Genomic DNA, 23,454 nt, shown 5'->3' on the forward strand with positions numbered 1-23,454 from the left:
TTTCTGTCAGTCTTTAAATCCGTGCTTTTGTCTCCAGCTCTTTGTCTTTCTCCAAAAAAGAAGCGGCCTTATCGCATTTTTTATTCTCTTATCAGGGCTGTAAAATCTTGGATAGTCTGCATTCTCGCCTCTCCACTTATGAAAAGTAAAGGGCTCTATTCCTTTATTCTCCGGAAGTGCATGCTCTCTTCCAAAATAAACAGCCTCCTCTAAAGGAGCTATTTTTATACCTTCCTGCTCCATCTCCTTTTTCAGATAGCAGCAGATATAGATGTCTTCGTTATAAAAATCATCATATACAGGAACCCACTTACTGTTATGTTTCCCCGGATATTCCATAAGTCTCTTGGATCTTATCGAAACAGAATTGCCAACCCTGCACAGATTACCCTCTCTGTCTCTGTAGAGATAGTCATTATCAGGAATCGGCCAGGGAGCTCCTATATAGTCATAATTTAGAAATTCATCCCGCCACAGTTCAGGATGAATTACAAATCCGTCAGCATGAACTATCAGCGCATAATCAGTTTTGATATGCCTGCACAGTTCATAGGTCATCTTATAATTAAATTTATCAATGCTATCAAGTTTATCAGTATAAGAAAATCTCACATTCTTTGGCAGATAAAACGGTTTTTTATCGGATATAAAAACCACATCGCCAAAATCTATGTCCTTCATACTGTACTTCAAAGCTTTGACTGTCTCATAAACGTTAACACTTGTCATAGCACAAAGCGTTACATTCTTAAGGCAAAGCTTTTTTGATGTATTACTCATCTTAAATATCCTTATCTTTACTCAGCTTTAAATACCTTAATGATTCCAAGTCTTCTCTCGAGAGACCTTATGATCTTCTTGCAGAAAAATACTCCATACAGGCATTTTCTCCTGATTATCTGACAATATGATCTCACCTTGCCGGGTTTAATGTTCCTTCTTGCATAAAGGGACGACTTCTTCTTGTACTCAGCAAGTTCAGCCCTGCACTCAGGCGCTTCCCATATTCTGCCCTTCTTATCCTGATAGTGAAGGAAGCTGTATATATTCTGCTCTGATGACCAGAACCCATCTGATACATTATGTCTTGCCCAGTATTTAGGTGCAATCGCGTATTTCAGCTCTGTGCTTGATAAAACAGGCATTATTGAAAATGATGAGTTTGACAGGATTAAATATCTTGCGTTTTTAATTGTCACATAATCCTTGCCCATATCAAAGTGATGGCATTCGTATTCAGGAAGAACCTTCCTTGCAGCTTCCTCATCCTCCGTAACAACCATAAACCTCATATCAGGGTTTATCTTCTTCATATTCTTAATGGCATTTAAAAAATAACGCCTGTCTAGATATAGCTCCGGGTGATCTGTATACTCACCACCTCTTATATTGATTATGCACAGATCATCTGCTGTATATTCATAGGACTCCGCTTCAGGTTTTACATGAAGCCAGTTCCTGATCTCATCCCTGTATTTTTCAAAATAACTCTCATCCTGCATATTGCCGTAAATAAGAGTATTGTCTTCTATATCGAACATCCTGGGATCGGCGCCGCTTATATAACAGCCGTTACTCATATCATGTCTGGAATTACCCATGTAGAGTCTGTCATCCTGCTCGATGAAAATATTGAATTTATCCTTATCCTCCATGGGAATCTCTTTTCCCATGTCTATGTCCATAAAATACATACCCCTGCTCGAATGGAAAACATTTCCAATCTGCCCGGGGTTAATAAATCCAAAATCAACGCCTTTTTCAGCTGCCATACATCTTGTTGTCACATAAAAAAACAACTGATTTCCAAGGCCGTATCCTTTTATTAATTCTGTTCCTATCATAATTTTTCCATCCCGTGGCCATATATAGCGCCACTTAAAACGCACCAAAGCTAAACAAAAGCTTTATGCATGAATTATAGTCTTTCCCTCTAGACTACTTTCAACAATCTTCTCATCCTTAACTTCGTAGATGATATCACATTTCTCAATAGTATTTAGTCTGTGTGCAATGATGATCATTGTCTTCTTGCCGTGGAAGCTATTTATCGCCTCCATAACAGCAGCTTCTGTTTCATTATCAAGAGCACTTGTAGCTTCATCAAATACAAGGATCTCCGGATTGTGATAAAGCGCTCTTGCAATACCTATTCTCTGTCTCTGACCGCCTGATAATCTTACGCCCCGGTCACCTATTTTGGTGTCGAGTCCTTCCGGAAGAGTCTTTATGAAATCAGCAAGCTGAGCTTCCCTGCACACTTCCCATATTCTATCATCATCAATCTTATCAGCAGCTATACCAAATGCGATATTATCTCTTATTGATTCATCAATAAGATAGATACTCTGAGGAATATAACCTATCTGTGCAAGCCATGACTCATAGTTACTAAAGATATTAACTCCGTCGCACAGAATATCTCCGGACTTTATATGCAAAAGTCCAAGAAGTATATCAACTATTGTAGATTTTCCGGCTCCCGATGATCCCATGATACCAACAGACTTACCCTTGGGAACTATCATGTTTGCACCTGTAAATATATTCTTATCTGAATCAGGATATGCAAAAACTATGTCCTTAAGCTCTATCTTGTCATTTAGCTTAAGCGCAGGTCCTGCAATAGCCATTCTCTCAGCTTCCATCTTCTTATCTGTCTTCATGGATTCACTCAGATTATTGTAGACAAAGTCAAGACTAGGCTCCTCATAAGCTATTTCTGTAATATATGTATTTATTCTGTTTGCACCGGGCATAAGTCTTACAGCTGCAACACCGAATGCAGCAAGCTGCGTCATAAGACGATTCACATCTCCGCCGCCTGCAACATAAACCATGATAAATCCAAATACGGAAGCCATGAATACAGTTTCGATCATAAGTCTGGGCAGATTATTCAAAACCGTATAATCCCTTCCAGTCTCAGCACCGATCTTGCCTGATTCGTAATAGTTTCTGATAAAAAAGTCCTGTCTGTTCAGAACCTTTACGTCCTTAAGACCGTAGATAGCCTGGATTCTCCACTTTGCAATCCTTGACTGAATATTCTGGTTCTTCTTACCAATCTCATTCATACGGGGTTTGATAAACTTGGTGCTAAGCAATGTCATTCCCGCAAGAACAACGATAATAAGAACCGCCATCTTCCAGTTCGTGTACACAAGGAATGCTCCAAGGAATAGCGATACAACACCCTCTGTCGCAAGACTTAGAAGTGCAAGCATCAACGAAAACATATGCGGTATATCGCTATCAGTTATTCTAAATACCGTAGGTATGTCCGCGCCAAGATAATCCTCATAGGGTCTGTTCAAAAACTCCCTCATAACCCTTGATATCATGTCATTTCTGGTTCTTGCAATAAAAGTATTCTGCTGATATGTGAGAAACAATAGATAAAGATTCTTGACGATATAAACCAAAATGAGAAGCGCCATTATGGCACAAATCTGTTTCTTGTCGGTATTAAGCCCCAATGATAACGCAATATCATTCACCATTGGAACCTTATCCATAAACTTATGGAGCGATTCAGGATTAAGGATTACCGTAACTACTGGAACAAGCATTGATACTCCAAGTGTTTCAAACACACCACCTATAAGTATCATTATTCCCAAAATAACCAAGTATCTCTTCTGCCTCTTATCGAATATATAATTGATTTTTTGAAAAAGCGAAAGCTCCTCCGCTTTATTATCATCAGGTTTTCCTAAACTCATAAACTACCTTAAATTTTCTCCATTCTATCTGTGTAAATATCATTCATCGGCTTATTATTGAGCCATTTTCCCGGAACGATCACCGTTTTTGAAGGATCATCGTTTATCCATGCGCTCCACCAGCTAAAGCTTGAATTTGCAAGTATATGATGCTTGCACAGGCTCATCAGATACATATCAACAGCATCCGCATTCTCTTCTCCGGTATCAACCATGTGGAACCTTTTGCCTGAAACATTCTGCTCACACCACTCTTTGTCACTGGTAAACACATAGAATTCCGCATTGGGGAATCTTTGGAGCATTATATCGATTGCTCTCTTGTAATAGTCTGTATCGCAGATCCCGCCGAAGGTCTCCACTGTTCCGGGCTCTAAATAATCCCCTCTTCTTACGTGGATACTTACAGATTCCGTCTGCCTTATCTGCCTGTAAAGCTCCCACGATTTATCTGAGACGAGCACCTTATCCTGGTCAAATGAATACTCTCGTCTAAGCTGCTCAAGCACATCCTTGTCCGTAAAATACTTGGCTGACTGAAAATATCCGTTAAGATAAGCAGTCTCCATCTCAAGTACCTTCGGATCAAAATTGCCTGATTCATCAATATACTCGTGGTTTTTTCTTCCAAACAGTTTTCTCTTTATTCTGCTAAAGAGGTCCATGTGCGAATCGGTTATATCTATAACCTCTTCGTTTCCGGCCTTATCATAGGTTATCCCAAACATGTCAAAAAGAGCAGGATCACGCTGTTTATCATCAACAAATCCGGAAACCTCGTCTACCTTCACCTCTCTGCCAAGGGCTTTTAGCTGTAAATATAATGCGTACTGAAACATCTGGTTACCCAGACCGCCCTTCAATCTGATTATTATCATGTGTCCCCCTGAATCTTTCTCCTGTTATTTTTTGATCTTCTGTCTAAGCGGCAAAATAATTCCCTCATTAACATCCATAAACAGGTTATAAGCCCATGGATGCCACAAAAACAGATCCATCCTCATTCTCTCATGAGGATTGGCTATCCTGCAGCCATAGATTTCATCAATCCTGTCTTTGCAGTTTCTGATGCGCTTTTCAAGTTCTTCCTTGATATGCTTCTTATTACCACTCTTATCTCTTCTTGCCTCTGTATAAAGAAGAAGGAGCTTTTTATACATAAGATAATCCTGCGTATTAACAAGGTCATCACGGCCTATCGACTTTAAGTACTCATCCCTTTTCAGATAAGCAGGAATCTGATCCGTCAAAATGCCGTCGCACGCACCTTGATTCATTATACTATCTTTTCTGTCAATTATATAGTGATATAGCGGAGTGTCAACGTATGCCGCGCTTTCCACAGCCCCAAGGAGCTTTAGTGTGACAAGAATATCCTCATAATATTTCTGACTCGGAAGCCTTATCTCGTCAAACAGGCTCTTCTTATAAAGCTTGTTCCAGACAGCATTCCTTATAGGATACTCCTCCGATTCCTCAATGTATAGACTAAGGAGCTCATCCTTATCGATTACCGATACCTTACCGGCTCTCATCTCCTCGGTAAGAGGATGGATATCGATTTCTTCATCCACGCCGTTACTGTAATACTTACAAATGCTCAAAGCGCACTCAGACCTGAGTAATGCCGTTATCAGATACTCATACATGTAGGGTTCCACATAATCATCCCCGTCAACAAAAGCAATGTAGTCACCCTCTGCCATATCGATCGCAAGATTCCTTGCTTCCCCGGGACCTGTATTGTTCTGGTGAACGACTCTTATCCTGTTGTCCTGAGTCTCGTAGTAGTCACATATAAGACCGGAGTTATCCCTTGACCCGTCGTCAACAAGGATTATATCCAGATTCTTATAGGTCTGCGCCAACACGGACTCTATACATCTTGCAAGATATTTTCCCACGTTGTAACAGGTTATCGCCACCGTTATTTTGGGAGAATTTCCCACGTTCCCATCCAAATAAAAATTATCTATCTGTCTAATCATGCCTTCTCCAGCCACTCTTCAAACATCAGAATATACCACAGAACCGGTCTGTATTCGCCACCTTCAAAAAATTCCGAAAATACCCGCTGGACCGCTTCCGCATTCAAAAAGCCTTCTCTTTTTATCTTATCAAAAGCTATCATGTCCTCAGCCCAGCTTCTTAGCTCAGTATCCCTGATCCATTTTCCGACAGGGATTGAAAAGCCCTTCTTTGGCCTGTCAACCAGCTCTTTGGGAACTCGTCTGTATAAAACGTCCCTAAGTACCTGCTTTCCTTCGTTAGTCTTCTTATCAAGAAGGTACTCTGTCGGAAGACTCCATGCAAACTCTACTACATCCCTGTCAAGGAGCGGTATCCTGCTCTCTAGTGACACAGCCATTCCGCACCTGTCTACCTTTACAAGGATATCATCCGGATGATACATCTTCATATCAAGGAGCATGATATCGTGGTTAACTTCAGAAAGGGTATCTCTTCCTGCCAGCGTAAGACTGTAGGGAAGTCTGATCCTGTTTTTTGCAATATCCAAAGCATCAGGCTCCATCTCATACTGTATGCGGTAGAGATCTTCGGGACTCTTTGCCTGAAGAAGCCTTGCCTTATCCCCTTTTACCTTATCTTTTTTGGCTGCTCCTGTGCCAAGGAGGAGTTTCCCTGCAGTATTTCTAAGCGCATAGGGCATCGAATGCATCTTACCCCATATCCTTCTTACGGACTCATAGGATCTGTATCCGCAAAACAGCTCATCTCCGCCATCTCCTGAAAGTGAGACCGTCACATGATTCCTCGTCATCTTACTTACCAGATAAGTCGGTATCTGCGACGAATCCGCAAAAGGCTCACCAAACATATATGCCAGATTGGGAATAACTTCCTTTGCATCCTTCTCTGTTATATACATCTCTGTATGCTCGGTTCCAAGATGCGCTGCTATCTCTTTTGCTATCGCTGCCTCATTAAAAGCCGGATCTTCCATCCCAATGGTAAAGGTTCTGACCTTGCTGTCACTTATGTCCTGCATAAGAGATACCACAGTACTTGAATCAATTCCCGCAGATAAAAATGCCCCAAGCGGAACATCAGAAACCATCTGACCTTTTATGGACTCCTTAAGAAGCCTCTCCAGCTCATCAGCCGCTTCCTGCCTTGTTCCCTTGAAGGGATTCTTCATTCCGGAAACAGCTACTTCTTCTATATCATAGTAAGTCTCAAATTTCCACGCGTCCCCGGAGAGCTGCTCTCCTCTTATCATCTCATCTTCCCTGCACACAGGATTGAAATATGAAAAAGGAGCCGTCACCTTAAGTATAGTTCCGGGTACAAGCTTATAAATGTCGCGATATGCTGAATAAGGAGCCGGAATATATCCATGACAAAAATAGATATTCAGGATCTCCTCACAGATTCTGTTTTTAAAGCCTTCAATTTCCTTAAGCGCGCCTATTTCAGAGGCAAAAGCAAATGCACCGTTTACAAAGCCGTAGTATAAAGGCTTTTCTCCTATTCTGTCTCTGGCAAGGCAGATTTCATGCGTCTCCAGATCATAAACTGCAATCGCAAACATGCCCTTACTTAGCTTAAGTGTTTCATTTATTCCAAGATATTCTATCGCCTCAAGAAGTACCTCTGTATCGGATGTTCCACGGAACTTATCTGTATATCCGCTTTCGTAGAGCTTATCCTTTAAGACATCGATATTGTAAATCTCACCATTATAACAGATAGCGCATCTTCCGCTGTGTGACACCATAGGCTGCGCACCGTTAGAAGATAAGTCACGTATAGCCAGTCTCCTGTGACCAAGCCATACCATATCATCAGGGCTATGCCAGATACCGCTTGCATCCGGTCCTCTGTGCTGTAGTCTGTCTATCATCTTCTGTATACTGTTTTCTGAGTCTCTTCTAAAACCGCATAATCCGGCAATTCCGCACATATTATCCCCTTTTGATCGCTGCAGTATCCCAAATCACTTTTCTTTTTCTTCGAGCTGCTTTTTTCTGTAAATATCAAAATCAATAGTACTCATCTCAGCGCCGCTTTGTACGCCGCTTCTTTTGACCACCATTCCGATAGTCCTTCCAACTATCTTAAGGTCCATCAAAAATGAGCAGTTGTTTACATATTCAACATCATATCTGAATCTGTCCTCCCAGCCAACAGTATTTCTGCCGTTAACCTGGGCAAGCCCTGTAAGTCCCGGCCTTACATCATGTCTGTGCATCTCCTCTTCAGAATAATAGGGAAGATACTTTACAAGAAGAGGTCTTGGTCCAACAAGGCTCATATCACCCTTTAAAATATTGAAAAACTCCGGAAGCTCATCTAGGCTGGTAGCCCTAAATACCCTTCCGAATTTGGGAAGTCTCTCCTCATCCGGCAAAAGCTCACCATTTTCATCTCTCTTATCAGTCATTGAACGGAATTTATATAATCTGAAAATCTTCCCATATCTTCCCGGTCTCTCCTGAGAAAAGATAACAGGTGAACCCAGCTTAACCCTTACAAGAATTATCAAAATAAGGTATAGCGGGCTAAAAACTACAAGTACGCAGAGCGCTATAATAAAATCCAGTAATCTCTTAATAAATCTTTCGTAGATCAAAACACCAAAGTTCCTTCCATATTTTATTCCCGGAAATTCCCGGGATTTACTCAGATATCAAATCTCTGATGAAATTCATTATCCTATAGCAATCATATCATTCTAGCCTACAAGCTGATTATAGTCAAAATTAAGGAGAAGCTCCTCTTCAGCTCTATAGTATTCATCCTTATTTTCATTAGTTATCCTGTCGGATATTCCTGCATTTTCAGCCGAAAGCCCGCTCTCACATTCATATATAAGCTCTATGATATCCTCATTTACCATGCTGTCGTAATGAGCCACATCCCTGTACCTGTCAAGATCCGCTGTTATATCCGTATGCAGAGAAAAGCTGTATATATGAATATTCTCGCACTCAAGCATCTCTTCTATAGCAGCCTGCTTATACCGGATCATCTTAGAAAGCTCGCCATTTTCTCTTAGCTCGCCAAAATATACCATTGAATAAGGAGGAAAGAAATATATAAACGTAGTCTCAGGATGCTCTTTTGCGATCTCTACCACGTTTTGTCTCACATTTCCCAGTACCATCTCATATTCTTCATCCGTCACGTTCAAAACCTGCTTGGGATTCTTGAACTTCTTTCTTCCAACGAGCACATAATCTTTTCCGTACACATGCTCATCGGAAGTATTACTGTACTCATCAAAACTCGTATATCCGCCATCTTTGCCCTGAAAATACCACAAAAGAGAGCGCAGCGTGTATCTTAAAAATACATCCTTATTAAACAGATACTTCACATCATCAAAGGGATTGCTGTTTGTAAGATATTCAGGGTACTCACCCATATCAAGCCTCAGCTCATCTTTATCGCGCACAAGCAGTGAATAATCAAGAGGCTTGACCACATACTTTGGATCATGCCCGCTCTCATAGGAAACCTTGAGATTATCATTGGTCTCCTTATAAGTTGCACCTGAATACACAACCTTTATAGTCTTTACCCCGAAAAGCTCTTCAAACTGCGAAGCCTTGAAGTTCTCCGCCATGGAAGTGCCTGTTATTATCGCATCATAGTCAAAATGCTTTGTTATCCCATCATTCTGGGAGCGCTGGTCATAGAGCCTGTAAAACAAAGCTTTATTTGGTGCTCTGTAATGAAAAAACGGGTCCACAAAAAAGACCATGCCACCAACCGTGACAAGAGCCGCAAGTAATAGCGCTATGCAGGAAATAAACCATTTTTTTGACGTCATTTTTTCACCCAAACCAAGTAGTAAAATTAAAAGTTAAAATACAGGAAGGTTGAGATCGAGCTCATAGAGATTATGCACATAAACAAAAGAGCAACCGTAAACAGCATATTCCTTATATTTAACTTATATTCTCTCTCATAATTATTTTTGCAGCAAAGGCAGATGATCAGTGCAAAAGCCATCGCAAGCGCGCAGCTTATCCTAAGAGCTGCCCCATCCGACGAAGGAAGGGATAGTGCCGAAAGCAGATATGAAAACTTAGGAATCCTGAAGGGTTCAAGCATGTCTTCTCTTATATCAAGATTAAGAACCGTGAGCCTCTTTAAGATCTGCAACCACATAGTGACAGAATCTGCCCTGAATAATAGCCATGTAACATTTAAAAATGCAAAAGTTATGACCCAGGCAAAAGCTCCAAAAAGCTTTGACAAAAGCTTTCCTGCCATGCTCTTTTCAAGGAACCCACAACCTGAACGCCACACATTATGGAACAGCTTATTTATGCACTGTCCTATTCCGTGAAGAACTCCCCACAAAATAAAGGTCCAGTTTGCACCATGCCATATACCGCTGACAAGGAACACGATCATCGTATTTATATAGGTCCTTACTTTGCCCTTCCTGTTACCGCCAAGCGGTATGTAAACATAGGTTGTAAGGAATCTTGTGAGTGTCATATGCCATCTCTTCCAGAAATCAGCTATGGACAGCGCCTTATAGGGCGAATTAAAGTTCATCGGAATATCGAAATTGAACATTCTTCCAAGTCCCGTCGCCATATCACTGTAGCCGCTGAAATCAAAATAAATCTGGAATGTATATGACAGCATCAAAATAATAATCTCAGGCCTTGTAAGTGCTCCTTCTCCAACAGCAACAACGCTTGCCTGATTTATCCCAAAGTCTACCGCACCGCCAAACATATCCGCTATCAGCATCTTTTTGGCAAGTCCTCTTGAAAAGATCATGAGACCTCTGCTTAAGTTATCAAAGCTTGGCCTATACTTTTCCTTATTCCTGAACTCAGGGATAAGTTCCTTATGCAAAACGATTGGACCTGCGACCAGCTGCGGAAAAAATGACACAAACAACGCATATTCTATAAAAGAATAATCCCTGACCTCTCCCCTGTACGCATCGACAATAAATGAAATCTGCTGAAAAGTGAAAAAGCTGATTCCAAGCGGCAGCGTAATATGCCTTAGCACAAAATCCGTCTTGAATAATGCATTTATATTTTCAAGGAAAAAGTCGTAGTATTTAAAATAAAAAATAAGTCCTATATTAAAGATAAGTCCCAGAGATAAAAGCACCTTTTTAGGCACCTTCCCTGCATCCATCCCTCTGTATAGCACATAGTTTATAACTATGCTTGCGCAGATTATAAGTAAATATGATGGATTAAAATATCCGTAAAACCACAGGCTCATAAGGAGAAGAAACCCCTGAGCCGCGTTTTTTTTGTTTATATTGTGCAGTCCGAAATATCCCAGTAGCGCGATCGGCAAAAAACACAATATAAAAATGTATGAATTAAATTGCACTGCTACCTACACTGCCTTTCTTTCGCGCTAGTGCGCTCTATACTCACTTCATGAGTTTATTAAAATATTCCTCCCACAAACCGTTGATGCGGTCAGGGCTGTAAAGCTTTCTCACTTCAAGAGCATTTTCCGAAAGCTTCTTCCTAAAATCATTATCTTCTGTTAGTTTAAGGAGCGCATCTGCAAGAGTATCTGTCATCTCCTCGTCACTTCCCATAGGGATAAGGATTCCGTTCTCATTATTATATATAAGATCTCTTGGACCGCCGCAGGGACAATCCGTTGAAACGCAGGCAATACCAAGTGACATGGCTTCAATAAGCGCATTTGGCATTCCCTCCTGCTTAGATGAGAGAACAAATATCCCCGCACTCTTTATCTTCGCCGGAATATCAGAGGCATTCCCCATAAAGGTAATTGCGCCCTTGTTCGCATCCTTCATCAAAGAATCTGCCGCACTCTCAAACTTTTTTCTTGAGGGGCCGTCCCCGTACAGAACAAGCCTGTACTCCGGATGCTTATCCATTATCTTTCCAAAAGCCCTGATAAGAAGGATCTGGTTCTTATTATCATCAAGCCTTCCGACAGATACTATTGTTTTCTCCCTGTCCTCAAACTCCGTTATCTCTTCGTTCATGAAGGACTGGTGCACGGAATTAGGCAAGATCACGCACTTTTTCCTTATGGATTCCTTGAAATAATCTCTCGCACCTGTAGTCTGCACAACAACACCTGCTGCCCTCTTAAACAGCACGTTCATGGCCATATTAAGCCCTTTTGCAGCATACTCTCTTGAAGGATTGGACCTTACAGAAACGACGACAGGAATTCCAAGACCTCTAGCTGAGTAAATCGCCATCACATTGTTTTTTCCAAGGAAAGATAGTATAAGGTCAGGCTCTAGCGCCTTCCATATCGCCCTGAGCTTGCCTACCCTCCCTACGAAATTAGAAACTCTTCCCTTTCTCTCATCAGGCATAAGTGCAGAAAATACGCGGTTTATCCCTGTATCTTCACTTTGCTTTACATACACCCTGCGAGGAGCATCCTCCGGAGATAGCACATCTAAAGCATGGTAGCCTTCATTTAACGCGTCACCGTTTTTGGCAAAATCATCTTCTCTTATCCAGTTTGCACCTGCTACCTCGTACTCATCATCTGCAAGATAAGTCGTAACCAGAGTTACCCTGAAACCTCTTTTATTAAAATACTCAGCGAGGTTACACATAACTCTCTCAGCTCCGCCCTTATTTAAAGAGCCTATGTACATGGCTATATGCTTTTTTCTCAGATTGTCTGTATTTTCATTTATCATAAGTATCTCTCATACCACTGCTGGAAGTTTAAAAAGCTCCACGACAGCTTGGAGAAATTGGCTCCCGAACCCGAGCCTCCATCTCCCTTTTCAAGGTAGCTTCGTATGAATTTCGAAGCATACTCAGGGTTAAAAATCCCCTGTCTTCTAAGAAAACTCTCATCACTAAAGTCAAGAAGCTTTTCCTTAAGAGGACCCCTCAGCCAGGCATCCATCGGAACTCCGAAGCCTTTCTTAGGGCGCTCTAAAATATCCCTTGGAATATAGTCATAAGCAATATCCTTTAGGATATGCTTCTTATCGCCGTTTGCGTACTTATATTCATGCGGAATGGCAAAGCTGTATTCCATAACTTCCGTATCCATTATAGGGCATCTGCACTCAAGAGAGTACTTCATGGATGCTCTGTCCATCTTGACCAGAATATCCCCCGGAAGATAAGTATCCATATCAAGGAGCATTCTCCTTATCTGCCAGGAAGGCTCCTCATAATATGACTCCACAGGATACTTGCATGGAAAATAATCTCCGTAGCCTCTTCCATTTATGTAATCATCATAGGACACAGTTGCATCATCCTGCTCTTTTCCCGTCATAAATGCATGAGCTGCCCTTATATAAGAAGCTGAAGCAAGCTGAGTCTTTGTTTCTATATCTCTGTTTTCAGCGATAGTGCGAACCTTGAAAGGCATTTTGTCGATAAGCTTTTCTTTTCCAAAAGGGATGCTTCCCACTGCATGAGCCAATCCCCCAAGCAGGTCAAGTTCCCTTGCCTTAGCTATATTTTCATATATATTATAGCCGCAGAAAAACTCATCTCCTCCATCGCCTGACAGAGCAACAGTGACCTTCTCTTTTGCAAGCTTGCACACAAGCATGGTAGGTATCTGTGACTCATCCGCAAAGGGTTCGTCGAAATACTTAGGAATACTCTCAACAAGGTCAAGCATCTCCTTTTCATCTATGTACAGCTCGGTGTGATCTGTACCAAGATGCTCTGCTACTTTTTTGGCAAACTCCGCCTCGTTGTAGTCAGGCACATTAAAACCTATCGTAAAAGTCTTTACCGGCTTATCACTGTTTTCCTGCGCGATCGCAGTAATAAGTGACGAATCATAGCCTCCCGACAAAAACGTTCCCAGGGGCACATCTGCTATCATTCTGTCAGCAACAGACTTCCTAAGTCTATCCTTAAGCCCCTGCTTTGCTTCCTCATAACCGGAAACCGGATTTTTCCTGCGCTCATGGTAGACTTTCTTGATATCCCAGTACTTGCGGATTGTCACCTCTCCCTTATAAAAGCGAAGTACAGATCCGGGCGGAAGCTGCCACACATCCTCAAAAATGCTCTCGGGAGCATTTATATACTGCTGGAACATATATCTTGGTATAACTGATCTTCTGACCCTTCCGCTAAATCCGGGGCTCTTCATAATAGGCTTAAGCTCGGATGCAAAGATCAGATTGCCATCTTTTAAATAGTAATATAAGGGCTTTTTACCGATCCTGTCCCTTGCAAGGATCAGCTCCTGTGACTGCCTGTCATAAATTGCAATCGCAAACATGCCATGGATATGGTCGATAACATCTACTCCCCACTTAAGGTATCCCGCAAGGATCACCTCCGTATCACAGGTCGATTTAAAACTGTAGTCCGACAGCTCCTCTTTAAGCTCTAAAAAATTATATATCTCACCGTTGAAAACAACGGATATCCTTCCATCCTCAGACTCCATAGGCTGGTGTCCCAGAGGAGAAAGATCTAATATTGCAAGCCTTCGCTGTGCAAGTCCGACCGTATAGCCACCCGGTCCGTCATAGAGCTCAACGCCGCTATCATCGGGACCTCTGTGTATCATTGTGTCATTCATTGCCGCAAGGTCTTGCCTTGAAATTATATTTTTGGAAATATATCCGCAGATTCCGCACATAGGCGCTCCTTCTTAGTATTATCCTCTAAAATATGTTATACTACTCTTACTTTTTTAGCAAACGACTTTTATGAGGCTGATATGAACAGTAAGATCAAGGTTCTTCACATCGTCGGAGCAATGTATCCCGGCGGAATGGAAAACTTCATAATGAACATATACGAAAACATAGACTTAGACCGTTTTTCTTTTGACTTCGCGGTTCACGACATAAGAGAGGGCGGCTACGAGGATAAGATAAAGGAAATGGGCGGAAACGTATATCTCCTCCCTAGAATGACAAGACATCCTCTAAAGAACCTTAATACTCTCTCTGACATCATAAAAAAAGGCGGCTATGACATCGTAATAAGACACACCGCAAATGCCCTGATCGCGCCGCAGCTTCTTGTAGCAAAAAGACTGCACGCAGTAACCGTCTGTCATTCTCACAACGAAACAGACCCCAAAAAGCTCGCTCACTATATCGGCAGAGAGCTTTTATTAAAGGTTACGGATGTAAGGCTTGCATGCTCTGAAAATGCAGGTAAATGGATGTATAAAAACAGGGATTATACAGTAATAAACAATGCCATCGACCTTAACAAATTTTCTTTTAATGCAGAAAAAAAGGCAAGGATAATAAAAGAGTTTAATCTCGAAGGAAAGCATATCTACGGCCATGTTGCCAATTTCATCGCTTCCAAAAACCATACTTTTTTGCTAGACGTATTTAAGGAAATTGCAGCCCTTGATGACAAAGCAGTTCTCATCTGCCTTGGAGAGGGCGAGCTCAAAAGTTCCATAGAGGAAAAAATATCCTCCTTATCTCTTGATGACAAAGTAATACTAACCGGAATAAGGCACGATGCAGATGCGTTTTTCTCTGCTTTTGATGTGATGCTCTTCCCTTCAATATTTGAGGGACTCCCGCTCACACTTATAGAAGCTCAGGTAAGCGCTCTTCCAATGCTTATTTCAGATACCATAACGCCAAATGTTAAGGTCACTGACAATCTGGTAAACGCAATGTCTATCGAGGACTCTCCCCTTTCATGGGCTAAAAAGGCAATTGAAATAAGAGAGCAAACCTATGGGTCAGACAGAATCTGCCAGGTTGATAGCATCAGATCATTTGGCTACGACCTTGAAAGCCTGGTTAAAGATTATGAAAAGATGCTCACAGAGCTTTCAAATAAACCCGGGGAGAATAAATGACATGAAGATATTATTTCATTTAAACAGCATGGGACGCGGCGGCGCAGAACACGTTGTAAGCATCCTGTCCCGCAAGTTTTCCGCTGCAGGGCATGACGTAATAGTTGCCACCGAATGGTTTTCGGAAAACGAATATTCCCTCGGTGATAAAGTAAAGCGCATAAATGTCGGTTTATCTGAAAGCGAAGAAACAAAGGGCAGGATCAGCAAGGCATTTACAAGACTTGCAAGATTAAGAAAATGCATCAAAAAAGAAAGCCCCGACCTTGTTATCTCATTTTGCGCCAAGGCAAACTTTAGAAGCGCGTTTTCACTCTTTGGAATGAAAACTCCCCTCATCGTTTCCGTAAGAAACAACCCTGTTGAAGATTACGCGGGGCACCGCTTCTCGACAAGATATATGGAGAAAAAAGCAGCAGGCTGCGTGTTCCAGACACCTGATGCCATGAACTACTTTTCAAAGGATTTCAGAGACAGATCGGTCATCATCTTTAATCCAATTGACGAAGCCTTTCTAACTCCGCTCCCTGAGACTCTTCCTTTATCCAACGAGAAAAAGATCGTAAACATCGGAAGAATATCAAAGCAGAAGAACCAGATGCTTCTTCTTAAGGCATTTAATAAAGTATCCAAAAGCCACCCTGACTATACACTTTGTATTTACGGAGGCTCACAGGAAGATGACATCTATTCCTCACTTAAAAAGTACGTAGAAGAAAATGCCCTTACCGAAAAGGTAAAATTCATGGACGTATCAAACAACATAAGAGAAGAAATCATGGGCTCTGCTATGTTTGTACTATCATCTGATTTTGAGGGAATGCCCAACGTACTTATCGAAGCCATGGCACTTGGAATCCCCAGCATTTCAACCGACTGCCCCTGCGGTGGCTCAAGGATACTGATAGATGACAATGTATCAGGTCTTCTCGTCCCCGTAGGAGACGCAGAAGCACTTTCAAATGCCATGGACGAAATACTTTCAGATAAAGAATATGCAAAAGAACTTGGAAACAATGCAAAGAGTATAGTATCAAAGGTTCTCCCCGATAAAATCTGCAAAGAATGGGAAGAATTTATCAGCAAAGCATTAAAGGCCGCACGATAAATAAACCGTGCGACCTTTTTTGTCTTTATCTAATTGTCTTTATCTAATTATCTTTATCTAATTATCTGAATCTGTTTGCCTATTAGCTCAAAATTTCCCTGTTGTATAAAACAACTGCATTCTCTGTGCCTGAGTCTTAACATCGAATCCCGCCTTCTTTATCATCTCGATAACAGGCTCTGATGACGCCTGCCTATCGCCGACGGGAAGGACTTCATCTGTTTCAAATTCTCCCTCCTGCCCGATTCCCGAAAGCATCAGATCATTTAGCATCTTCCTTGCCCATACTGAAGGATCTTCATCTAAACTGAGTCTGCTAACTAAAGGAGTGATATCAACCTCTGTAGTTATCGAATCTGACACAAGACACTGTAGTCCTGCTGCCTGAGCCTCAACCACAGTTCCCGGAAGTCCCTCGTATCTTGAAGGGAACAGGAAATAATCCATAGCCTGATAGTACTCATTTGCGTTGCTTCTATTTCCGCAGAATATGCAGTAATCACCTATATGAAGATCATGCGCAAGCTTTTTCATATCATCCATAAGTGAACCTTCGCCCAGCATCATGAGTTTGATCCTCATACCATGAAGCATACTGAAGGAATTGGCATCATCATGATTAAGGATATTCATAAATGCCGCAAATACCCTGAGTAGAAACTCATGGTTCTTGGCAAAATGGAATCTCCCGACATGACCTATTACAATAGCATTGGATAATCCCAGCTCATGCCTTATTTTTTTCCTTACCTCTTCATTGTAGACAAAACGCCTTAGATCGATCGCATTCGGAATTATCTCAACAAGCCCCTTGTCAGTAAGATTATCGCCAAATACAGCCCTTGCCGCATTTTCAGTACATGCAAATCTAAAGTCGCAGGTATCCTGACTGGACAGAGGTCTTCTGATCATCTTGGTAACCATGCCCTTTATCCCGGGATCTACTCCTGCGCTTCTTGCATGCGCTATAGTCACAGGAATCGCACAGCTCTTGGCTATAGGAAGATATATAGCAGCAGTACTCGTCATATGCCCCTGGATCATCTTCCACTCGCCTCTGTGCTGCATGAAAAACATCCTCAGCGCATTCTTATAGTCCCTTGCATTTGTACCGTGAAATCTGGGAACGCAGTAGATATTTCCCCCAAGCTTTTTGACCGCAGCATCAAAATAGTCGGGCTCTCTTACAAGCATCAGCTCATCTGAAGTAGGACACTTTTTCCCTGTTGCTTCAGCTTCACAATGTACCAGGAAATCGAACTGCACCCTGCTTCTGTCTATATGCCTGTACAGATCCATTATCCTGCTCTCAGCGCCGCCAAGTCCCAATTTTCCAAAAACGTGTAATATCCTTATTGGTTCTTGCATGAATATGCTCCTCCAAATCCCTCATGATCAAAACTTTTTATGTACCAGAATATATTTTACCCTTGCCATTATATATTCTTTTATTCCCTGAAAATCAGAAGCCTCAACAGGCTCTACCGATAGCCATTCATTGAAGCTCACAACATTTTTTTCGCTAAATAGCTTTTCATAATAAGCAAAGTCATCACCTGTCATAGTCCCTGTGTGAACAACAAACGTTGTAAATCCTTCGCTATTATTTTTCACCGCGCTCTTCTTATTATATGATATCGGATAAAAAGTGATATCAAATCTTCTGTAAGCCTTAGTCCCAAATCCATCGGTGATGCGTCTAAAGCCCGTTTCAAGAAGGGCTCTTATTGTATTTTTATCGTACGAATGACTCGGTGCCATGAAAAAGTCAGTCGCTATGCCGTGGCTTTCAAGTATCTTCTTACCCTGCCTTAGCATTTTGATCTGCTCCTCAAGGTCAATACCTGCAAACTCCGACTGTTTATTAAGCGGCAAAAGGCCGCCTTTTTTAGTTGTGTATTTATGATGAAGTCCGTGCATGGCTATGATCCACCCCTCAGTTTGAAGGGATCTTACCATTCTCCAGAATTCCGCATCTTTTTCTGATCCGAAGCCTTCATCCTTGTTATCTTCTATGTCGAATGGCCCCTCTTCCCTGTCGGACACTTTAACTCCAGATTCAGCAGCCTGAGCAATTCTTACATCATCATCGTCTCCGGCCATGAGTTTTGGATCCTCATTATCAGGAACCACACCAATAAGCGGCTTTATTCCGTGTTCATCAAGTATTCTCTTGAATCTCCGGAATTTCCCCATATCCATTCCCGGAGCAATATCATCCATACGAATAACTATCTTCATACAAACCCCTGCATATATCTTTTTGAAACGCGCGCTGTCAAGCGCATATACAGAATATGCCGCGAGTTTTATCCCGCTCGCGGCATAGTTTCACCATCTGTTAATTACAGTCTCCAGTATGCAAATTCATCTGTGTCGTAATCTGCCTTGTTGAAGATTCCCTTGATATCAAGGAATACTCTTGTTTTGTGAGCAGGATTAAACCACTTCTTCACATCTTCAGGCTTTATTGACAAAAAGTCCTCATGAGCTACAGCAACAAGAACTGCATCCATATCGTGAAGTTCATCCATAGAATCAAAAGTGATGCCATATAATCTCTTAGCTTCATCACTATCTGCCTGAGGATCGATCACAATAGGATCAATTCCGTATTCCTTAAGCTCGTTGTAGATATCAATAACCTTAGTATTACGTGTATCAGGGCAGTTCTCCTTGAATGTAAATCCAAGGATTCCGACTCTTGCGCCCTTAACGCCTATATCCTGAGCGATAAGATTCTTCACACAGCACTCAGCGATATATTTACCCATGTCGTCGTTTATTCTACGACCTGACAGAATGATCTGGCTGTGATAGCCAAGTGACTCAGCCTTGTATGTAAGGTAGTAAGGATCAACACCTATGCAGTGTCCGCCTACAAGACCGGGTGTAAATTTAAGGAAGTTCCACTTAGTACCTGCTGCCTCAAGAACGCTCTTTGTATCGATTCCCATTCTGTGGAAGATCATTGAAAGCTCGTTCATGAATGCAATGTTGATATCTCTCTGGCTGTTCTCGATAACCTTGGCAGCCTCGGCAACCTTGATGCTCTCTGCCTTATGAACTCCTGCAAGAGCAACAAGCTTATATACATTGGCAACTTCTTCAAGTGTCTCTTCGTCCATACCTGAAACAATCTTGGTTATGGTCTCAAGTCTGTGAACCTTATCACCGGGGTTAATTCTCTCGGGTGAATAACCAACCTTGAAATCAACTCCGCACTTAAGTCCTGACTCTTTTTCAAGGATCGGCACACATATATCCTCAGTAACTCCCGGATATACTGTTGACTCATATACTACGATCGAACCCTTTGTAAGGTATTTACCAAGAGTTCTTGTTGCACTCTCAACAGGTGTAAGATCCGGTGTATGGTCATCATTAACCGGTGTAGGAACTGCAACTACGTGGAATTTGCACTCCTTAAGCTTCTCGGGATCAGCTGTGAACTCTACCTTTGTCTGTTTGATAGCTTCATCGCCGACTTCTCTTGTAGGATCGATTCCTCTGTGATAAAGAGCAACCTTCTCTGCGTTAAAATCATATCCTACTACCTTAATCTTCTTGGCAAATGCAACAGCTATAGGCATTCCTACATAACCAAGACCAACCAGTGACAGTTTCTCCTCACCTGCGAGGAGCTTTTCATACAAACTCATTGTTTTATCTCCTAAAATAATTATTTATCACATTTTTTCCATTACGTTTAATATTTCATCAATATACGCATCTATTATACTATGTCTGTCAAACTCTCGCTCAACCTTTGCTCTTGCTAAAAGCCCCATAGCTCTTCTCTGGCTGACATCAAGAGATGCCATTCTATCCATCGCATCAAAGAGAGCTTTTGCATCCTGCTTTTTAAACAAAAATCCTGTTTCGCCGTCGTCAACGATCTCCTTGCATCCACTGATATTACTTGCAAGAACAGGTCTTGCGGTTGCGCTGGCCTCCATAAGGACATTGCTCATACCCTCATGATAACTTGGCATTACTATGACATCGGCCTCCTTAAGATAAGGTCTTATATCCTTATTAAAAGGTATTGTCTTAAGCTCTCCTCTTTTTCTTGCCTGCTCGATAAGGTCTCCGAAGTCCTCATCAAAATATCCGATAGTCGCTACCGAAACCTTATTACCATATTTCTCATGCATAAGGTGAGCCGCTTCAAGGTACTCAGCGGTTCCCTTCTCCTTCATGAGCCTTCCTACATATAAAAATCTGACCACATTATCCTCATGTCCCGGATAATCCTGAGGCACATGCTTTTCAAGGTCAACTCCGGACCCGTTTACAAGCCTTGTCTTTAGCTTTTTGGTGATACCGAATCTCTTAAACTTATTCTGATTTTCCTTGTTCTGGAAAAATACGCAGCTGCAGCCCTTAAGTCCCATCTTGTACATCATAATGACAAGATGCTTTATTATGCTCCTTTTTAAGCCTCCATCCTGAAAAGCGCTTCCAAGTCCCGTTATCGTTGATATAAACGGCACTCCCTTTTTCCTTGCAGCAAAGCCTCCGTATACATTTGGTTTGATGGTATAAGTCACAACCATATCGGGCTTTTCAGCTTCTATCAGGTTTTCGTATGCCTTAAGAAGCTTAAAGTCCTCTATGGGGTTCATTCCGCGCCTGTTTATATCTGTATGGACAACTTTTGCACCTTCTGCCATAAGTTCAGGTACCCTTAGTTCATCCGGAAGAGATATGACAACGTCATCCTTTTGCGCTATAAGCCTTGTTATCAGCTCGTTTCTAAAGTCGTACAGTCCCCCTGAAGAATTCGCAAGTATCAAAATCTTACTCATTATTTTGTCTCCATTTTGTTTTTGGAATACCCTTTAGAGCTTTCCGCCCTGAAGGTCTTTTGCAGGTTTTACCATGATCTCGTTATATTTCATCATGACTACGCCTTCTTCATATTCGCCTATTGCAGGCTCATTTTCTTTTCCTTCAAGGTTATTTATTATCTGGCGCGGTATATTGACTCCGCATGCATAGGCATGCGGATAACCACCGCCAAATCTCGGGTTAACTTCAGATAGATACCACTCGTCATTTTCTTCGTCATGGAACAGATCGATATCTATCATTCCACTAAATCCAACCTTCTCAACAAAGGTCTGTATCTGTGAAAAGAGTCTCTCATCTTTTACAGACAGCGACTTATCGGTTTCGCCTGCACGCATCTTTATCTTCTTTTTAAGAAAGATAGATGTGCACTTGCCGGAAATAAGATCTATATATACATCTGCGCCGTATTCCTGTCCGCGCATAAACTCCTGGATCATCAGCCCTTCATAGTCATTGTAGAGAGCTTTAAGCATGATATCCGATCTTACCGAATTGATATTGATCGAAGCGCTTCCTGCTCTTGGCTTTACAAAAACAGGGAAATCAACGTCCCCATTTTCTCTTGCAGCTTCAAACTCCTCAATAGTGTTGTAGCACCTTGCAGTAGGTATTCCAAGCTTTGTGAGCATCTCATACATCCTGTATTTATCAAGGCTCGTCTCGCACAGCTCATAGCTGGAAACAAGTGGCGTTACGCCTATTTCCCTGAACCTGTCTTCATTTTTGGCAAGAAGCGACAGCTCAGGATCTATCAAGCTCAAAACACCGGATATTTCTTCCTTTTTACATATATCCAAAATGCAGTCTATATAATCCGGCGCATCGATCCTTGGGACGATATAGCACTTATCCGCATCATATATAGCAGGTCCAATATTAGAGCAATCAGTAGCAATCACTTTGCCCTTTCCCTCAAGCTCTTTTTTAAATGCCTGCACAACCTTATTTCTGGTTCCTGCACTGAGAATCAAAATATTAGTCATATTCTGTATTTATCCTTCCAAAAATCCTATGAAAACTTGCAGTAAACAATTGAAAATTGCCTTCAGCATAATGTATTATAACTTAAAGGAAGTGCTTTGTTAAATCTTGATATTTTGGAGTAGGTATGAAAATAGATCTTAAAAGAGGTTCTGTAAGATTAGCAGTCGTTCTTGTAGCGGCTTTTTTAATGGCAATTAATATCCAGACGTTTGTAAATGCAGGCGGTCTGTACCCCGGTGGAGCGCAGGGAATCACCATCATCATTCAGCGTATCGCGCTCAAGTACTTTTCATTCGCGATTCCATACACACCCATCAATATACTGCTTAACATATTCCCGATCTATATAGGTTTCCGTTATATCGGTAAAAAGTTTACACTATATTCCATGATAATGGTCATCGCAAACGGTATTTTCGTCGATCTTATACCTGCACACTTTATAACCCACGACCCTCTGCTCATCGCAGTATTTGGCGGAATCCTGGGCGGCGTATCACTTTCCATATGCCTTATGGTTGATGCCACAAGCGGCGGAACAGACTTTATATCCATTTATTTATCCCAGAAAAAAGGAATCGATGCTTTTCCAATAATCCTTGCGGGAAACTGCGTGATCCTCACTATTGCAGGTTTCCTATTTGGTTGGGACAAAGCGCTTTATTCGATCATATTCCAGTATGTTGCAACCCAGGTTCTTCATATAATGTACAGAACCTATCAGCAGGAAACACTTTTCATAATAACCGAGTATCCCGAGGAAGTATGCGAACTCATCTATGACATAACCAATCACGGTGCTACACTTATCCACGGCGAAGGAAGCTTTGAACACAACAACAGGAAAGTAATCTATTCCGTTGTCAGCGCTTCCGATGTAAGAAAAGTTATTCCCGCGGTCAAAGAGCTCGACCACAAAGCCTTTATCAACACCATTAGAACCGAGCGTCTTCAGGGTAACTTCTATTTAAAGCCCAGAGATTGATCAATAATTTT

Annotated in this window: 19 protein-coding genes; 3 read left to right on the forward strand and 16 right to left on the reverse strand. The window is 41.7% G+C overall.

Going from position 1 to position 23,454, the window contains the following annotated elements; all coding sequences use genetic code 11:
• Positions 1–6: 6 nt before the first annotated feature.
• The 11 genes from T543_RS00400 to asnB (T543_RS00450) form a co-directional block, all read right to left on the reverse strand.
• The gene (locus T543_RS00400) at positions 7–780 is read right to left on the reverse strand and encodes a DUF5672 family protein (RefSeq protein WP_242839425.1); all 774 of its coding nucleotides are present in this window, start codon (positions 778–780) and stop codon (positions 7–9) included.
• 17 nt (positions 781–797) lie between these two features.
• Positions 798–1,844, reverse strand: coding sequence for an alpha-1,2-fucosyltransferase (locus T543_RS00405; protein ID WP_035764574.1), 1,047 nt, complete (start codon positions 1,842–1,844; stop codon positions 798–800).
• Between the two features lie 63 nt (positions 1,845–1,907).
• Complete coding sequence (locus tag T543_RS00410) at positions 1,908–3,725, reverse strand: ABC transporter ATP-binding protein (RefSeq protein WP_051638424.1); 1,818 nt, start codon at positions 3,723–3,725, stop codon at positions 1,908–1,910.
• Between the two features lie 8 nt (positions 3,726–3,733).
• Positions 3,734–4,603: an alpha-1,2-fucosyltransferase gene (locus tag T543_RS00415; protein WP_051638425.1), complete on the reverse strand. Its 870-nt coding sequence runs from the start codon at positions 4,601–4,603 to the stop codon at positions 3,734–3,736.
• Positions 4,604–4,627: 24 nt separating this feature from the next.
• The gene (locus T543_RS14880) at positions 4,628–5,713 is read right to left on the reverse strand and encodes a glycosyltransferase family 2 protein (protein WP_051638426.1); all 1,086 of its coding nucleotides are present in this window, start codon (positions 5,711–5,713) and stop codon (positions 4,628–4,630) included.
• Positions 5,710–7,650 (reverse strand): asparagine synthase (glutamine-hydrolyzing), encoded by a 1,941-nt coding sequence (gene asnB, locus T543_RS00425; RefSeq protein WP_035764577.1) that lies wholly within the window; start codon positions 7,648–7,650, stop codon positions 5,710–5,712. Before asnB (T543_RS00425) ends, T543_RS14880 begins: the two co-directional genes overlap by 4 nt.
• 33 nt (positions 7,651–7,683) lie before the next feature.
• Positions 7,684–8,319, reverse strand: coding sequence for a sugar transferase (locus tag T543_RS00430; protein WP_330369882.1), 636 nt, complete (start codon positions 8,317–8,319; stop codon positions 7,684–7,686).
• A 102-nt stretch (positions 8,320–8,421) separates the two neighbouring features.
• On the reverse strand, positions 8,422–9,522 hold the full coding sequence (locus tag T543_RS00435) for a hypothetical protein (RefSeq protein ID WP_051638427.1): 1,101 nt from the start codon (positions 9,520–9,522) through the stop codon (positions 8,422–8,424).
• Positions 9,523–9,548: 26 nt separating this feature from the next.
• Positions 9,549–10,952, reverse strand: coding sequence for an MBOAT family O-acyltransferase (locus T543_RS00440; protein WP_242839426.1), 1,404 nt, complete (start codon positions 10,950–10,952; stop codon positions 9,549–9,551).
• A 157-nt stretch (positions 10,953–11,109) separates the two neighbouring features.
• Positions 11,110–12,381, reverse strand: a complete 1,272-nt coding sequence (locus T543_RS00445) for a glycosyltransferase (RefSeq protein WP_035764585.1) — start codon at positions 12,379–12,381, stop codon at positions 11,110–11,112.
• The gene (gene asnB / locus T543_RS00450; RefSeq protein ID WP_035764592.1) at positions 12,378–14,312 is read right to left on the reverse strand and encodes an asparagine synthase (glutamine-hydrolyzing); all 1,935 of its coding nucleotides are present in this window, start codon (positions 14,310–14,312) and stop codon (positions 12,378–12,380) included. The genes T543_RS00445 and asnB (T543_RS00450) overlap by 4 nt, the downstream gene beginning before the upstream one ends.
• A gap of 81 nt (positions 14,313–14,393) precedes the next feature.
• Here asnB (T543_RS00450) and T543_RS00455 point away from each other — a divergent pair, with 81 nt between their 5' ends.
• Together T543_RS00455 and T543_RS00460 are read left to right on the forward strand one after the other, a co-directional pair.
• Positions 14,394–15,509: a glycosyltransferase family 1 protein gene (locus T543_RS00455; RefSeq protein WP_035764594.1), complete on the forward strand. Its 1,116-nt coding sequence runs from the start codon at positions 14,394–14,396 to the stop codon at positions 15,507–15,509.
• Between the two features lies 1 nt (position 15,510).
• The gene (locus tag T543_RS00460; protein ID WP_035764596.1) at positions 15,511–16,617 is read left to right on the forward strand and encodes a glycosyltransferase; all 1,107 of its coding nucleotides are present in this window, start codon (positions 15,511–15,513) and stop codon (positions 16,615–16,617) included.
• Positions 16,618–16,704: 87 nt separating this feature from the next.
• On the opposite strand, the gene T543_RS00465 is transcribed toward T543_RS00460, so the two are convergent.
• The 5 genes from T543_RS00465 to T543_RS00485 all read right to left on the reverse strand — a co-directional run bounded on the left by T543_RS00465 (position 16,705) and on the right by T543_RS00485 (position 22,457).
• A complete protein-coding gene (locus T543_RS00465; protein ID WP_035764598.1) occupies positions 16,705–17,985 on the reverse strand; it encodes a glycosyltransferase in 1,281 nt (426 codons plus the stop codon).
• A 27-nt stretch (positions 17,986–18,012) separates the two neighbouring features.
• Positions 18,013–18,858 carry a DUF2334 domain-containing protein gene (locus T543_RS00470; protein WP_035764600.1) on the reverse strand — a complete coding sequence of 282 codons (846 nt, stop codon included), beginning with the start codon at positions 18,856–18,858 and terminating at the stop codon, positions 18,013–18,015.
• 104 nt (positions 18,859–18,962) lie between these two features.
• Positions 18,963–20,279, reverse strand: a complete 1,317-nt coding sequence (locus T543_RS00475; protein ID WP_035764604.1) for a nucleotide sugar dehydrogenase — start codon at positions 20,277–20,279, stop codon at positions 18,963–18,965.
• A gap of 27 nt (positions 20,280–20,306) precedes the next feature.
• On the reverse strand, positions 20,307–21,428 hold the full coding sequence (locus T543_RS00480) for a glycosyltransferase family 4 protein (protein WP_035764606.1): 1,122 nt from the start codon (positions 21,426–21,428) through the stop codon (positions 20,307–20,309).
• A gap of 33 nt (positions 21,429–21,461) precedes the next feature.
• Positions 21,462–22,457 carry an ATP-grasp domain-containing protein gene (locus tag T543_RS00485; protein WP_035764608.1) on the reverse strand — a complete coding sequence of 332 codons (996 nt, stop codon included), beginning with the start codon at positions 22,455–22,457 and terminating at the stop codon, positions 21,462–21,464.
• A gap of 125 nt (positions 22,458–22,582) precedes the next feature.
• Between T543_RS00485 and T543_RS00490 the strand changes: the two genes are divergently transcribed.
• Positions 22,583–23,443 carry a YitT family protein gene (locus T543_RS00490; protein WP_035764610.1) on the forward strand — a complete coding sequence of 287 codons (861 nt, stop codon included), beginning with the start codon at positions 22,583–22,585 and terminating at the stop codon, positions 23,441–23,443.
• Positions 23,444–23,454 lie beyond the last annotated feature (11 nt).

The organism is Butyrivibrio sp. NC2002 (genome assembly GCF_000702265.1).
Taxonomy (GTDB): domain Bacteria; phylum Bacillota; class Clostridia; order Lachnospirales; family Lachnospiraceae; genus Butyrivibrio.